The 13,827-nt window shown below is 44.8% G+C and carries 13 protein-coding genes; all 13 read left to right on the top strand.

All coding sequences use genetic code 11. From position 1 onward, the window contains the following. The first annotated feature begins 143 nt into the window (after window positions 1–143). The 13 genes from NQ541_RS10210 (at window position 144) to NQ541_RS10150 (ending at window position 13,781) form a co-directional block, all read left to right on the top strand. Complete coding sequence (locus NQ541_RS10210) at window positions 144–1,040, top strand: polysaccharide deacetylase family protein (protein WP_207635036.1); 897 nt, start codon at window positions 144–146, stop codon at window positions 1,038–1,040. Between the two features lie 23 nt (window positions 1,041–1,063). Beyond that, window positions 1,064–3,778: a translation factor GTPase family protein gene (locus NQ541_RS10205; protein ID WP_005609896.1), complete on the top strand. Its 2,715-nt coding sequence runs from the start codon at window positions 1,064–1,066 to the stop codon at window positions 3,776–3,778. Then, on the top strand, window positions 3,775–4,455 hold the full coding sequence (locus NQ541_RS10200; RefSeq protein ID WP_005609898.1) for a response regulator transcription factor: 681 nt from the start codon (window positions 3,775–3,777) through the stop codon (window positions 4,453–4,455). Before NQ541_RS10205 ends, NQ541_RS10200 begins: the two co-directional genes overlap by 4 nt. Continuing rightward, a complete protein-coding gene (locus tag NQ541_RS10195) occupies window positions 4,455–5,393 on the top strand; it encodes a sensor histidine kinase (protein WP_005609899.1) in 939 nt (312 codons plus the stop codon). The genes NQ541_RS10200 and NQ541_RS10195 overlap by 1 nt, the downstream gene beginning before the upstream one ends. Before the next feature lie 87 nt (window positions 5,394–5,480). Beyond that, a complete protein-coding gene (locus tag NQ541_RS10190; RefSeq protein ID WP_005609900.1) occupies window positions 5,481–6,146 on the top strand; it encodes an ABC transporter ATP-binding protein in 666 nt (221 codons plus the stop codon). After that, the gene (locus NQ541_RS10185) at window positions 6,143–8,857 is read left to right on the top strand and encodes an ABC transporter permease (protein ID WP_005609901.1); all 2,715 of its coding nucleotides are present in this window, start codon (window positions 6,143–6,145) and stop codon (window positions 8,855–8,857) included. Before NQ541_RS10190 ends, NQ541_RS10185 begins: the two co-directional genes overlap by 4 nt. 86 nt (window positions 8,858–8,943) lie before the next feature. Continuing rightward, window positions 8,944–9,585 (top strand): CD225/dispanin family protein, encoded by a 642-nt coding sequence (locus NQ541_RS10180; protein WP_005609903.1) that lies wholly within the window; start codon window positions 8,944–8,946, stop codon window positions 9,583–9,585. Between the two features lie 9 nt (window positions 9,586–9,594). Continuing rightward, a complete protein-coding gene (locus tag NQ541_RS10175) occupies window positions 9,595–10,059 on the top strand; it encodes a DUF2752 domain-containing protein (RefSeq protein WP_005609904.1) in 465 nt (154 codons plus the stop codon). Window positions 10,060–10,285: 226 nt separating this feature from the next. After that, window positions 10,286–11,212 (top strand): orotidine-5'-phosphate decarboxylase, encoded by a 927-nt coding sequence (gene pyrF / locus NQ541_RS10170; protein WP_005609906.1) that lies wholly within the window; start codon window positions 10,286–10,288, stop codon window positions 11,210–11,212. Window positions 11,213–11,239: 27 nt separating this feature from the next. Beyond that, complete coding sequence (locus NQ541_RS10165; RefSeq protein WP_005609907.1) at window positions 11,240–12,022, top strand: dihydroorotate dehydrogenase electron transfer subunit; 783 nt, start codon at window positions 11,240–11,242, stop codon at window positions 12,020–12,022. Further along, window positions 12,022–12,924 carry a dihydroorotate dehydrogenase gene (locus tag NQ541_RS10160; protein WP_005609909.1) on the top strand — a complete coding sequence of 301 codons (903 nt, stop codon included), beginning with the start codon at window positions 12,022–12,024 and terminating at the stop codon, window positions 12,922–12,924. The genes NQ541_RS10165 and NQ541_RS10160 overlap by 1 nt, the downstream gene beginning before the upstream one ends. A gap of 13 nt (window positions 12,925–12,937) precedes the next feature. Beyond that, window positions 12,938–13,618: an orotate phosphoribosyltransferase gene (pyrE, locus tag NQ541_RS10155; RefSeq protein ID WP_005609912.1), complete on the top strand. Its 681-nt coding sequence runs from the start codon at window positions 12,938–12,940 to the stop codon at window positions 13,616–13,618. Between the two features lie 13 nt (window positions 13,619–13,631). After that, window positions 13,632–13,781 carry a hypothetical protein gene (locus tag NQ541_RS10150; protein ID WP_005609915.1) on the top strand — a complete coding sequence of 50 codons (150 nt, stop codon included), beginning with the start codon at window positions 13,632–13,634 and terminating at the stop codon, window positions 13,779–13,781. Window positions 13,782–13,827: the final 46 nt, after the last annotated feature.

The raw sequence follows: 13,827 nt of genomic DNA, 5'->3' as shown, positions 1-13,827 counted from the left end.
ATCTTTTTTAAAATTTGTATTTTATAATAGGCATCAGTCGGGTAAGAAGCATCAGTCAGGAGTTTTCCCCGGCTGATGTTTTTTCTATATGGATTGATTCATGATCCGGGAAAACCCTATTACGAATGAGGAGCAGATAATAGATGGAAGAACACAGAAGAAGTCGTCAGAACCGGTATGGAAGGATTTTATGTGGACTTGTATTTTTTGCACTTTGCGGTACAATTTTCTGCATGGGATTGAATGCGAAAGAAGCAAGACAGGAGGCCAGAAAAGCTGAGGCTGTAAAAGAGGCAGAGGCAGAAAAGAAAAAGGCAGAAAAAGAAGAAAAGAAGAAAGAAAAAGAAGCAGAGGAGCAGCGGAAGAAAGAGCTTTCGGTGCAGCCGGGTGTTGCAGTGGGGACAACGGAAGCGAGTGATGAAAAGATTGTATATCTGACATTTGATGACGGCCCTTCGGAGAATACGCAGAAAGTGCTGGATATACTGGATCAGTATGATGCCAAAGCAACTTTTTTTATTACGGGGCAGAAACCGGAGTACCGTCCGATGATAAAAAAAGCATATGATGCAGGGCATACGATCGGTCTGCACAGTTTCTGTCATGATTATGAGACCGTATATTCTTCAGAAGAAGCGTACCTGAAAGATCTGGAAGAAGTGGGAGAGATCGCAAAGGAGCAGATCGGATTCGTCCCGTGTTTTATCCGTTTTCCGGGTGGCTCGTCCAATACGGTTTCAAGGAATTATATGGAGGGAATCATGAGTGTACTTGTGCCGAAAGTACTTGAGCTGGGATATCAGTATTATGACTGGAATGTCAGCAGCGGGGATGGAGGAACAGCTACGACAGAGGAAATCATTGCACAGTCGGAGACAGACAAGTATCATCAGGTAATGCTGCTGTTTCATGATGCAGCAACAAAAGAGACAACGATCGAGGCATTGCCGACCGTTCTGGAGTATTATAAAAATCTTGGCTATTCTTTTAAAGCAATCGACAGAGAAAGCCTGGTTGTGCATCATCAGGTGAATAATTAAGGAGAAGGAGAAAGAGAAGATTTATGAGCGGACAGGAAAGAAAAACAGGAAAAAGAGTACTCAATGTTGGCCTGCTGGCTCATGTAGATGCAGGAAAGACGACCCTTTCGGAAAGTATTCTTTATCAAAGTGGTGCAATACGAAATTTAGGCAGGGTCGATCATCAGGATGCTTTTCTGGATACAGATGAAATGGAACGGGAACGTGGAATTACGATCTTTTCCAAGCAGGCGGTGCTTACCTGGAAAGATACGGAGATCACATTGCTGGATACACCGGGACACGTTGATTTTTCAGCGGAGATGGAGCGGGTACTGCAGGTGCTGGACTGTGCGGTGCTGGTGATCAGCGGGGCAGACGGTGTGCAGGGACATACGGAGACTTTGTGGAAACTTTTAACAAGATACGGAATACCGGTGTTCCTTTTTGTGAATAAAATGGATCAGGAAGGGACGGACTGTGGAAAACTTCTTGCAGAACTGAAATCCCGGTTTTCAGAAGGATGTATTGATTTCGGCAGAGTGGAAACCGGAGCAGAAGAAGTGATCGAAGAGATTGCAGTGTGTGATGAACAGACGATGGAAGAATATCTTGAGAAAGGCAGTGTCGCCGCTGCCTCGATCCGCCGGCTGGTCGCAGAAAGAAAGATTTTTCCATGCTATTTTGGTTCGGCGTTACATTTGCAGGGTGTGGAAGAACTGATGAACGGGATCTGCACATATCAGATGCAGAAAGAATATCCGGCAGTATTCGGAGCGAAGGTTTATAAGATTGCGAGAGACGGTCAGGGAAACAGGCTGACTTACCTGAAAGTGACCGGTGGCACGCTGAAGGTGAAGGATGTGATCGGTGAAAATGGTGATAAGGTAAATCAGATCCGTGTATATTCCGGTGAAAAGTATGAGCTTCTTTCGGAGGCAGATGCGGGAAAAGTCTGTGCAGTGACCGGTTTGGCGGAAACATATCCGGGGCAGGGACTTGGAGCAGAAAAAGATTCTGAGCTGCCGATCCTTGAGCCGGTGCTGACGTACAGGATCATTTTGCCGGATGACTGTAATGTTCATACGATGTTAAGAGATTTGAAGCTTTTGGAGGAAGAAGAGCCGGAACTGCATGTCGTATGGATCGAAAAGAGTCAGGAGATCCATGTGCAACTGATGGGCGATGTGCAGATTGAAATCCTTCAGAGAATCATAAAAGAACGCTTTGGAGTACTGGTTGAGTTCGGGGAAGGCAGCATTGTCTATAAAGAGACGATCGCAGCACCGGTGGAAGGTGTCGGGCATTTTGAACCGTTACGCCATTATGCAGAGGTACATCTGCGGTTAGAACCGGGAGAACGCGGATCAGGAATACAGTTTGATTCAGAATGCAGTGAGGATGTGTTGGATCGGAACTGGCAGCGGCTGGTGCTGACCCATCTGGAGGAAAAGGAACATAAAGGAGTTCTGACGGGATCGGTTATTACAGATATGAAGATCACACTGACTTCAGGAAAAGCCCATCTGAAGCATACGGAGGGCGGGGATTTCCGACAGGCAACTTACCGGGCTGTGCGGCAGGGACTGAAAAAAGCAGAAAGCGTACTGCTTGAACCGTATTATGAGTTCAGGATCGAATTACCTTCTGAAAATGTGGGACGTGCCATGACGGATATACAGAACCGTTTCGGAAAATTTGAGGCACCGGAAACGTTGGGAGAAATGACTGTGCTGACGGGAATTGCACCGGTATCGACTTTAAGCGGTTATCAGAAAGATGTCATTGCATATACAGGTGGAAGAGGAAGAATTTCTCTGACCCTGAAGGGGTATGATCTCTGCCATAATCAGGAAGAAGTTGTAGCGGCGAGAGGGTATGATTCAGAGCTGGATCTTGCGAATCCTACCGGTTCGGTCTTTTGTGCCCATGGTGCAGGATTTGTCGTGGACTGGGATGAAGTCGAAGAATATATGCACATGGAACGCACACTGGATCAGACGGGAGAAGAAGGACTTGCGGAAGTCACACTTCCGAAGCGGCGGCATTCCAGTATTGAACTGACACAGGAGGAACTGGATGCAATTTATGTAAGAACTCCTGATCCGGTGAAGCAGAATCATGGTCCGGTGACAGTCTGTGCAAAGGAAAAGGACAGAGAACCGGGCAGTGCCTATACAGATCCGAAATGGGAAAGACGCAGACGGGAAAAGGAAGTCCGACAGGAATATCTTCTGGTGGATGGATACAATATCATTTTCTCATGGGAGGAACTAAGAGAGCTGTCCGAAAAGGATATTGGTGCGGCACGCGGGAAACTTGCGGATATCTTAAGCAACTATCAGGGATACAGAAAATGTACGCTGATCCTTGTGTATGATGCATATAAAGTTGAAGGCAATCCGGGTGAAGTGATGAAATATCATAATATTTATATTGTCTATACCAAAGAGGCGGAAACGGCAGACCAGTATATCGAAAAGACTGTAAGACGGATCGCAAAGGATGCTGCTGTAACTGTGGCAACTTCAGACGGACTGGAGCAGGTGTTCATCTTAGGACAGGGTGCGAACCGGATGTCTGCTCCGGGACTGAAAGAGGAAATTGAGAGGACGCTGGCAGAAGTCAGAGGTGAGCATCTTGGAAAGAAGGGCAGTGTCGGAAATTATCTTTTTGATTATCTGGATGAAGAGACTGCAGAGGAGATGGAAAAAGTCCGACTGGGGAAAGCAGGAAAGAATGGACGGGATAAAAAATGACAATCGGGATTATTGAAGATGACCGCCTGTTAAGCCGGTCTTTGAAAGTCGTGCTTGAGAAGGAAGGTTATCGGACTTTGCAGGTTTATACAAAGAAAGATGCAGGGCAGATTCTGCAGGGAACAGAGGAGCTTTTACTGGTTGATATCGGTCTCCCGGACGGAAATGGTATGGAACTGTATCACACCCTGATGAAAAAATGGAACAGAAAGATCCCCGCAATTTTTCTGACGGCAAGGGATGAAGAGCAGGAAATGCTGAAAGCATTTGACCTGGGAGCAGAAGATTATGTTGTGAAACCATTTTCCATGAAAGTGTTATTAAAAAGGATTGAAGTAGCTTTCAGACGAAACCGGGGAGAAGATGCCGGTGAACAGATTCTGAAATGCAGAAATCTCAATCTGTATCCACAGCGAAAAAAGGCAGTGTCAGGGGAGAATGAGATATCTCTTACGGCAAAAGAGTATCAGCTCCTGGAATATCTGATGAAAAATCAGGGGCAGGTTCTGACCAAAGAAAATATTTTGGAGCATGTATGGGGAATTGATGGTCAATATGTAGTTGATAACAGTGTCAGCGTGCTGGTCGGCCGTCTGCGGAAAAAGATTGAAGCTGCGGGAGAACGGCCGTATATTCAGAACGTATTTGGACTGGGATACCGGATGGAGGAAGAGTAATGGATCTGACAGAAATTTTGTGGTGGAGTGCTGGGATGTTTCTTTTGGGGATTCTTGCCGGGGCGGCCGGAATGTACCGGGTTCAGAGAAAAGAACGAAGCCGGGAATTAAAGAAGATATCAGATACTGTGCAGCGAATGACCAGCGGAAAAGAACTCCCCGATTTTTCTGACTGCGAAGAGACAATGGATTCCAAAATCCGGCATCAACTGCTGCGGCTGCAGGAAATTTTAGTCAGTCAGAAACAAGATGCACAGAAAGAACGGAAAGAACTTCAGGAACTGATTTCGGAAATCGCACATCAGATGCGGACACCATTGACAAATCTGAAAAATTATCTTGACTTTTTATCAGAAGAAATCGAAAAGAAAGGGACAGAACCGGAACTGTCTTATCTGAAAGCCATTCAGAGCAGTGAAGAAAAAATTTATTTTCTGACAGAGCATTTTATCCGTATTTCAAGATTAGAGCATGGTCTGATTCAGATCAGAAAAGAAGAGCGGGATCTTCTTAAGACTCTGCGGAATGCACTTGGTCAGATTTTGGATCAGGCAGAGAAAAAAGAAATCCGGTTCGAGTTTGAACTTCCTGAGAAAATGCATGTGATGCATGATGCAAACTGGCTGGGAGAAGCGATTTTTAATCTGTTGGATAATGCGGTGAAATACAGTCCGCAAAATGGAAAAATAAAGATTAGCCTGCAGGAAAATGAAATGTTCACAACTTTCAGTATCAGAGATTACGGAATCGGAATCGAACCGGAGGAAAAGAATCTGATCTTTCAGAGATTTTACCGCGGAAAGCGGGTGACGGATGAGGAAGGCTTTGGAATAGGTCTGTATCTTGCAAGAAAAATCCTATTTTTACATGAAGGACTTTTAACGGTAAAGCGGTGTGAACCGGGAGTAGAAATGAAACTGTCTTTGCCACGGCAATAAAAGATTTTGCATTGTTAGAAATTTGTTAGATTTGTTCTTTAAAATAATGGCAGGAGAAAAAGAACAGATCAGAGGAGAGGAAGGACAATGAAAATCGTAAAAGCGGTGAATCTGAAAAAATATTTTGTTACAGAGAATTACGAAGTACATGCAGTGGATGGTGTTACACTGGAGATAGAAGAAGGAGAGTTTGTGGCTGTTGTCGGAACATCAGGGAGTGGAAAAACTTCACTTCTCAATCTTCTGGGAGGCCTGGATGTGCCGGACGAGGGCGGAGTATGGATCAGAGGAAGCAGTCTGAAAGATATGGAAAGCGAGGAACGGACCATTTTCAGACGAAGGAATATCGGGTTTATTTTTCAACAATATAATCTGATCCCGATGATCAGCGTCTATGAAAATATCGTGCTGCCCCTCCGCCTTGACGGTGCAGAGATCGATCAGGAGTTTTTTGAAGAGCTGACGGGAACACTGGGACTGAAGGAAAAACTCGGGCAACTGCCGGAAACGCTGTCAGGCGGTCAGCAGCAGAGAGCAGCGATAGCAAGAGCCTTAATGACAAAGCCGGCGATTGTCCTCGGAGATGAACCAACGGGCAATCTGGATTCTGTGACCAGTATGGAAGTTGTGGGACTTTTGAAAAATTGTGCAAAGAAATATCATCAGACTGTGATCCTTGTGACACATCAGGAAGAAGTTGCACAGATGGCGGACCGGATCATAAGGATCGAGGACGGGAGGATCGCAGAATGATTCCGAACAATAATCAGGAGGTTCTGTCCATACTGGCAGAGAAGTTAAGGAAAAAGAACCGTGGGCGTAATATGGTACTGCTCTGTGCGGTGGCGGTCGGAATTGTTACACTGACACTGATTTTCGGAACTTCTGCCGGAAAGATCCAGGCAGAGTATACGAAAGCGGTACGCCGGGCAGGTTCAACAGCATCAGCAGTACTGGAAAATGCGACAGAAGACCAGTACCGGCAGATCTGCTCCCTGAGTTATATAAAGAATGCAGGGAAAAGAGTGAGAGCCGGAAGAGCAGAGAGCGGGGAAAAGAAGCTCGGTGAGATCAGTCTGTTAGATCAATCTGCATGGGAAAAAATCATCCGTCCTGCTTATACAGATCTTCAGGGGCATTACCCAAAAGAAAAGCAGGAGATCATGGTCTCTGTAAAAATGCTGGAGGATCTGGGAATCACTGAGCCGACGGCAGGAATGAAAATCCAACTGACGGTAGTGACCGGATGGCAGGAGAAAAAAGAAGAACTATTTTACCTGAGCGGGTGGTATACCTCATATACAGATTCGGGTTCTAAAGCTCAGCAGGGATATATTTCTGAAAAAAAGGCGGCAGAGTGGGGAATCATATCGGAGAAAAATTCGGAGATACTGATCTGTCCATCAGACCGGATGAGCCGTGAAGAGGCAGAAGAACAATTATATAAAGATGTAAAACGGACGGATACAGGACAAAGAATTACCGTGACAGATCCTGCATTTCTGACAGCGGTAGATCAACTGACCGGAAGTTATGAAATGGCAGTTCTCGGAGTGATTTTGATTCTGGGCGGAGTCTGGTTTCTTATCCATAATATTCTCGAGATTTCCATGATCGGGGATATCCGTCAGTTTGGATTGCTTTATACGATCGGAACAACGAAAAAGCAGTTGCGGAAAATCTGCCACAGGCAGATGGCAGGCTGTATGCTTGTGGGAAGTGGACTCGGAGTGGCGTTTTCAGTGCTTCTTTTATTCTTTGGTATTCCCGGTCTGCTGGGGCAGGAATATCTGCGGGAATATGGTGGCACAAAAGAATTTTCCGTATTTCGACCTGAAATCCTGATCGCAGCAGTTGGTTTTACCCTGCTGATCATTGAAGCTGCCATTCAAAAAAATATGAATCGGATGATCCGACTTTCCTGTATAGAAAGCATGCATTATACAGGAAAGCAGAACCGCAGTCGAAAAAGACGAAGTACAGAAAGGCAAAACGAAAGGAACAGACGAAAGATATCAGCAGAGCTTCCATTGCTGGCATGGAGAAATGTGACAAGACAAAGGGCAGGATTTGTGCTGACGGTGCTGTCATTGTTTTTAGGAGTGGAAACACTGCTTTGTACAGTTGTGGTTACGGGTGGAAGTGATGCAACGAATATCTATATGCAGAAACCGGATTTTATCCTTGCGGGGGATTTTTGCGAGGAGGCAAAAGAAGGAATCAGGAGTGAACCGGATGAAGAGGCACTGGACCCATTGGTGACGGATGCAAATACAGCAGATTTGCTGTGGAATAATAAAACGGATGACTTTGCTCCGGATTTTGCACCCATTTCTGAATCAGTGAGAAAAAAGATCCTGGCTCTGAAAGGTGTGGATCGGGACAGATCAGAGTGTACAGAGGGAGCTTATATGAACGCAGTGATTTCGGAAACAGGGTGGAGTCCTTTTTCTGATGAATATTTCAGAGTGAGTGCAGAAAGCTCAGATGAAGGAGAAGAGGAGACCGATGTAGAAAAATCAGATACAGAAATGGAACGTTCCGGTTTCCCGGAGACAGTGCATATTTTGAGTGAAAAAGACATGGACAGCCTGAAAGAGTATGCAGAAGAAAAAAATCTGTCAGTGGATATGGCTTCAGTAGAAGATGGCAGAGGAGTACTGATTTATCAGGAATATGGCTTCACACCGGAACAGAAAAAAATGACAGCAGAAGTAAAGGGAGAACCGGTAAGTTTTTGCAGTCCTGGATCGGAGTATGATAAAGAGTCTGCAGAAGTCTTTACTTTAAATGGATATTTGGATGGGAGAGCAAAAGATTTTCCAGAACTGAAACTGGGCTGGCATGGAGAAAATATGGTGTTCTTTCTTGTAAGTGAAAAAGGATTTGAACGACTGGGAATAGAAAAAGAAACCTTTTATATGGAAGTGAATGTGAAGGCGGGACAGGAGCAGGAAGTAAAATCAGCGATCAGAGCCATTCTCACAGAAGAAAATCAAAGAAGGACGGATCAGGGAGAAAATGGGATTCTGCTTCTTTGCAGATCGGATCTGCTGAAAAGAATGTCCGACCGGATTCATGGAAATCAGATGATCCTCGGGAGTATCGGAATGATGCTGCTATTTGCAGGACTGACCAATTATTTCAATGTAATGATTATGGGAAGATATTCAAGAAAGCAGGAACTGGCTGTGATGGAGAGTATCGGAATGACAAAAAAGCAAAAAAGGAAGATGTTTTTCTGGGAAGGAAACTGGTATTTTCTCTTGATGGAAGTGCTTGTACTGACTGTCGGAACAGGCATCCTGTGGCTTGTCAGACTTTATATGGAAAAGCAGGCTGTATATTTCAGATTTCAATATCCGGCAGGATGGCTGGCAGGAATCAGTCTTGGTATGCTTGGGATACTGGCTGGCAGCTGTTGTTCTTTCAGACGGGGAGAAAAGGTTCACTGTACGCAATGATATGGACAGATGAAAAAATAATAGAAAAAACTATATATTTTGTCGATTTAGTGATATGATAAAAGAAAAATGAGAGAGGTGCAAATATGAATTGTAAGAATTGTTATCAGGAAATTCCTGATGGAAGTAAGTTCTGTCCACATTGCGGTGCGAAGCAGAATGAAGTACAGCCCAATGCAGAACAGGAAAATGCAGTGAAGAATGATCCGGTACAGGCAACGGGGGCAGCAAAGACAACTGAAAATGCAGCGGGTTACCAGGATGTATCAGGTTATCAGAATAACGGCGGCTATCAGGATGCAGCAGGTTATCAGAACAACAGCGGTTATCAGGATGTATCAGGTTATCAGAACAACGGCGGCTATCAGGATGCAGCAGGTTATCAGAACAACAGCGGCTATCAGGATGCAGCAGGTTATCAGAACAACAGTGGTTATCAGAACGTGACCGGTTATCAGAATAACGGGCAGAAACCGGAAATTAATTATGTACCATATCTGGTACTTTCCATTATTTCCACAGTATGCTGCTGTCTTCCGTTCGGTATCGTAGGTATTGTATTTTCAGTGAAGATCAACAGTGCAATGAATGCCGGTAATTATGAAGAAGCAGCTCAGAATGCAAAGATGGCAAAAATATGGACGATTGTATCTTTTGTAGTCGGACTGGTTGTAGGAATTTTATACTTTATGTTTGGAATAATAGTAGGAATTGATAATTATTATTAAGAGGCCGAAATGCAAAGGGTGATAAAATTAAGAAACTGGTTTGCACAAAGCCGGAAAAACCGGATTTTATTTCTGGCAGTGATCGGGTGTATGGCAGGGATTGGAGCAGGCTATCTGTATTTCCACAATCCGTTAAAATATCCGCTGCCATGCCTTTTTCACGTGATCACGGGATTGTACTGTCCGGGATGTGGAGCAGGGAGAGCGAGCTACAATATCCTGCATGGAAATTTTCTGACTGCTTTCTGCTACAATCCGGTCATGGTTTTTCTGCTGCCGTTTCTCGGAATTTATTTTGTGACGGTTGCAGCAGACTGGGCATTGACAGGAAAGAATCATGTGGATAAAAAGATCAATCCTAAAATACTTATAGGGATTTTAGTTTTTCTTCTGATTTTCGGAGTGATCAGGAATCTTCCATTTTATCCGTTCAGGCTGTTAGTGCCGGGAGGACTGGCAGAAGTTCTTATGTAAAATTGAATGAGAAAGATAAAAAGTACTTTGAAGCAATTCAGAGTACTTTTTTGCCCTTAAAAAAGCTTTAAGAAAATTCAGCAAAGAAATCCTGTGATCTGAAAAAAGAAATTCTAAGATGTCGGTTGTGAAAATGCAGGGGAGTATGGTATTATATAGGTTGAATGTAAATGACGATACTCAAAAGGCGGATCGTCTGGCTGAAGGAAAGATGGAGGAATGAACAATGATTAACAAACTGGTAGAAAAGATCAAGAAAACCGGAGCACCGATCGTAGTCGGACTTGACCCGATGCTGAGTTATATCCCACAGCATATTTTAGATAAGGCATATGCAGAATACGGAGAGACTCTGGAAGGGGCGGCTGAAGCTGTCTGGCAGTTTAATAAGGAAATTGTAGACAAGACTTATGATCTGATTCCTGCTGTTAAACCTCAGATCGCGATGTATGAGCAGTTTGGTATTCCGGGACTGGAGGCATTTAAGAAGACTGTGGATTACTGCAAGTCAAAAGATCTGGTTATTATCGGAGATGTAAAAAGAGGAGATATCGGGTCAACTTCCGCAGCATATGCGACCGGACATCTTGGAAAGATAAAAGTAGGAAGTAAAGAGTATGTTCCGTTTGGAGAAGATTTCGCAACAGTCAATCCATATCTGGGGTCCGATGGTGTGAATCCGTTTATTGATGTATGTAAGGAAGAAAAGAAAGGACTTTTCATTCTTGTTAAAACTTCCAATCCGTCCAGCGGAGAATTTCAGGACAGACTGATCGACGGAAGACCGCTATATGAGCTGGTTGGAGAGAAAGTTGCCGAGTGGGGAGCTGAGTGTATGGGTGATGAGTACAGCTATATCGGAGCTGTTGTAGGAGCAACCTATCCTGAGATGGGAAAAGTACTCAGAAAGATCATGCCGAAGTCTTATATTTTAGTACCGGGATATGGAGCACAGGGCGGAAAAGGAAAAGACCTGGTTCATTTCTTTAATGAAGACGGACTGGGTGCGATCGTAAATTCTTCCCGTGGAATTATCGCAGCTTATAAGCAGGAAGCTTATGCAAAATTCGGAGCAGAGAATTTTGGCGATGCATCCAGAGCAGCAGTAGAAGCGATGATTGCAGATATCAGCGGGGCACTTGCAGCAAAATAAGTGAAGTTCAGGTAAAAGGAGTACAGTATGGCAAAGCAGAAAGAGAATGCGGTGGTAGCATCTCAGGAGCAGCTGGCAGACGGAATCTACAGCATGTGGATTCAGACGCAGGCAGCAGACACGGCAAAGCCGGGGCAGTTCATTTCCATGTATACGACAGATGGAAGCAAGTTACTGCCACGCCCGATCAGCATTTGTGAGATCGACCGTACGCGGGGAATGCTTCGGGTGGTTTATCGTGTGACAGGAGAAAATACAGGAACGGAGCAGTTTTCAAAGCTGAAATCAGGGGATACGATCCCGGTGATCGGACCGCTTGGGAATGGATTCCCGTACGAAAAAGCAGAAGGAAAGAAAGTCTTCCTGATGGGAGGAGGAATCGGTGTACCACCGATTCTGGAGCTGGCGAAGCAGATGAAGTGTGAAAAGAAGCAGATCCTTGCAGGATACCGGGATGCACAGACTTTTTTGAAAGAGGAGTTTGAGGCAAACGGAGAACTGTATATTTCCACGGAAGACGGAAGTGTCGGAACAAAGGGAAATGTTATGGATGCGATCCGCGAGAATGGACTGAAAGCAGACATGATTTATGCGTGCGGACCAACGCCGATGCTGCGTGCCATTAAGCAGTACGCAGAAGAGCAGGGAATCGAATGTTACATTTCCCTGGAAGAAAGAATGGCGTGTGGAATCGGTGCCTGTCTTGCGTGCGTATGCAGGTCAAAAGAAAAGGATGCCCACAGTAATGTGAATAATAAGCGGATCTGTAAAGACGGTCCGGTATTCCTGGCGACGGAGGTGGAGATCTGATGGATATGAGTGTAAAGATAGCCGGAGTAGAGTGGAAGAATCCGGTGACAGTTGCATCAGGAACATTTGGCTCAGGAGAAGAGTTTTCTGAATTTGTTGATCTGAACCGCCTGGGAGCTGTAACGACCAAAGGTGTGGCAAATGTGCCATGGCCGGGAAATCCGACACCGCGTGTGGCAGAAGTTTATGGTGGAATGATGAATGCCATCGGATTGCAGAATCCGGGGATTGATCTGTTCTGCAAAAGGGATATCCCGTATCTGAAGAAGTTTGATACAAAGATCATTGTGAATGTCTGTGGTCATGCACCGGAAGAGTACCTGGAAGTGGTAGAACGACTGGCGGATGAGCCGATCGATATGATGGAGATCAACATTTCCTGCCCAAATGTGAATGCAGGTTTTCTCGCTTTTGGGCAGGATGCAAAGCATGTAGAAGAATTGACCGGACAGATCAAAAAGATTGCGAAGCAGCCGATCATCATGAAGCTGACGCCGAATGTAACGGATATTACTGAGATCGCAAAGGCTACAGAGGCAGGAGGAGCGGATGCAGTTTCCCTGATCAATACACTGACCGGTATGAAGATCGATATCAACCGGAAGACATTTGCCGTAGCAAATAAAACCGGGGGAGTTTCAGGTCCGATCGTAAAGCCGATCGCAGTCCGTATGGTTTATCAGGTGGCACAGGCGGTCAATATTCCGATCATCGGAATGGGTGGCATTTCCTGTGCGGAGGATGCGATAGAATTTCTGCTTGCAGGAGCAAGTGCGGTGTCGGTCGGAACGGCAAACTTCCATGATCCGGCAGTGACTTTGAAGGTGATCGACGGAATCGAGGCATATATGAAAAAGAATGGCTTTGAGACTGTAAAAGATATGGTTGGAATTGTAAAATAGGAGGACAGGAACGATGGAAGCATACAAGAAAGAATTTATCGAATTTATGGTAGAGAGTGATGTTCTGAAATTCGGAGATTTCACACTGAAAAGCGGAAGAAAATCTCCATTCTTCATGAATGCAGGAGCATATGTGACAGGTTCTCAGTTAAAGAGACTGGGTGAATATTATGCAAAGGCGATCCATGATACATACGGGGATGATTTTGATGTATTATTCGGACCGGCATATAAGGGTATTCCGCTGGGAATCGTTACTGCGATCGCATACAGTGAACTTTACGGAAAAGAAGTCCGTTACTGTTCAGACCGGAAAGAGGAAAAAGATCATGGAGCGGATAAGGGAAGTTTCCTTGGCAGCAAATTAAAAGACGGCGACAGAGTCATCATGATCGAAGATGTTACAACATCCGGTAAGTCCATGGAAGAAACTGTTCCAAAGGTAAAAGGTGCGGCTGATGTAACGATCGTAGGACTGATGGTTTCACTGAACCGTATGGAAGTCGGTAAAGGCGGCGAAAAGTGTGCATTGGATGAAATAAAAGAACTTTACGGATTTGATACAGCGGCGATCGTTACAATGGAAGAGGTCGTAGAGTGTCTGTATAATAAAGAGTGCAACGGCAAAGTTGTCATTGATGATACATTAAAAGCGGCGATCGACGCATATTATGAAAAGTATGGAGTAAAATAAGGAGACACATTTTATGGAAAAGGCATATCGTACAATGAAGAACAGTGGTGCAGGCAGTATTGTAATTGGAATTATCATCCTTGTGACAGGTGTGGCTGCGGGAGTCATTTCCATTGTGAATGGTGCAAGTCTGTTAAAAAATAAGAACGAGATTACATTTTAAAAGGGCAGTCCCCTCCCGGGAAAAGGAGGGGGCTTTTTATGAAGGT

This window comes from [Ruminococcus] lactaris ATCC 29176 (assembly GCF_025152405.1).
In the GTDB taxonomy this organism is placed as follows: domain Bacteria; phylum Bacillota; class Clostridia; order Lachnospirales; family Lachnospiraceae; genus Mediterraneibacter; species Mediterraneibacter lactaris.
This window is presented reverse-complemented; position numbering and strand designations above follow the sequence as displayed.

What these genes read in the sequence shown, in the direction of transcription:
- NQ541_RS10210 (WP_207635036.1), top strand. Translation starts at nt 144, where the DNA reads ATGGAAGAACACAGAAGAAGTCGTCAGAACCGGTATGGAAGGATTTTA.
- NQ541_RS10205 (WP_005609896.1), top strand. Translation starts at nt 1,064, where the DNA reads ATGAGCGGACAGGAAAGAAAAACAGGAAAAAGAGTACTCAATGTTGGC.
- NQ541_RS10200 (WP_005609898.1), top strand. Translation starts at nt 3,775, where the DNA reads ATGACAATCGGGATTATTGAAGATGACCGCCTGTTAAGCCGGTCTTTG.
- NQ541_RS10195 (WP_005609899.1), top strand. Translation starts at nt 4,455, where the DNA reads ATGGATCTGACAGAAATTTTGTGGTGGAGTGCTGGGATGTTTCTTTTG.
- NQ541_RS10190 (WP_005609900.1), top strand. Translation starts at nt 5,481, where the DNA reads ATGAAAATCGTAAAAGCGGTGAATCTGAAAAAATATTTTGTTACAGAG.
- NQ541_RS10185 (WP_005609901.1), top strand. Translation starts at nt 6,143, where the DNA reads ATGATTCCGAACAATAATCAGGAGGTTCTGTCCATACTGGCAGAGAAG.
- NQ541_RS10180 (WP_005609903.1), top strand. Translation starts at nt 8,944, where the DNA reads ATGAATTGTAAGAATTGTTATCAGGAAATTCCTGATGGAAGTAAGTTC.
- NQ541_RS10175 (WP_005609904.1), top strand. Translation starts at nt 9,595, where the DNA reads ATGCAAAGGGTGATAAAATTAAGAAACTGGTTTGCACAAAGCCGGAAA.
- pyrF (WP_005609906.1), top strand. Translation starts at nt 10,286, where the DNA reads ATGATTAACAAACTGGTAGAAAAGATCAAGAAAACCGGAGCACCGATC.
- NQ541_RS10165 (WP_005609907.1), top strand. Translation starts at nt 11,240, where the DNA reads ATGGCAAAGCAGAAAGAGAATGCGGTGGTAGCATCTCAGGAGCAGCTG.
- NQ541_RS10160 (WP_005609909.1), top strand. Translation starts at nt 12,022, where the DNA reads ATGGATATGAGTGTAAAGATAGCCGGAGTAGAGTGGAAGAATCCGGTG.
- pyrE (WP_005609912.1), top strand. Translation starts at nt 12,938, where the DNA reads ATGGAAGCATACAAGAAAGAATTTATCGAATTTATGGTAGAGAGTGAT.
- NQ541_RS10150 (WP_005609915.1), top strand. Translation starts at nt 13,632, where the DNA reads ATGGAAAAGGCATATCGTACAATGAAGAACAGTGGTGCAGGCAGTATT.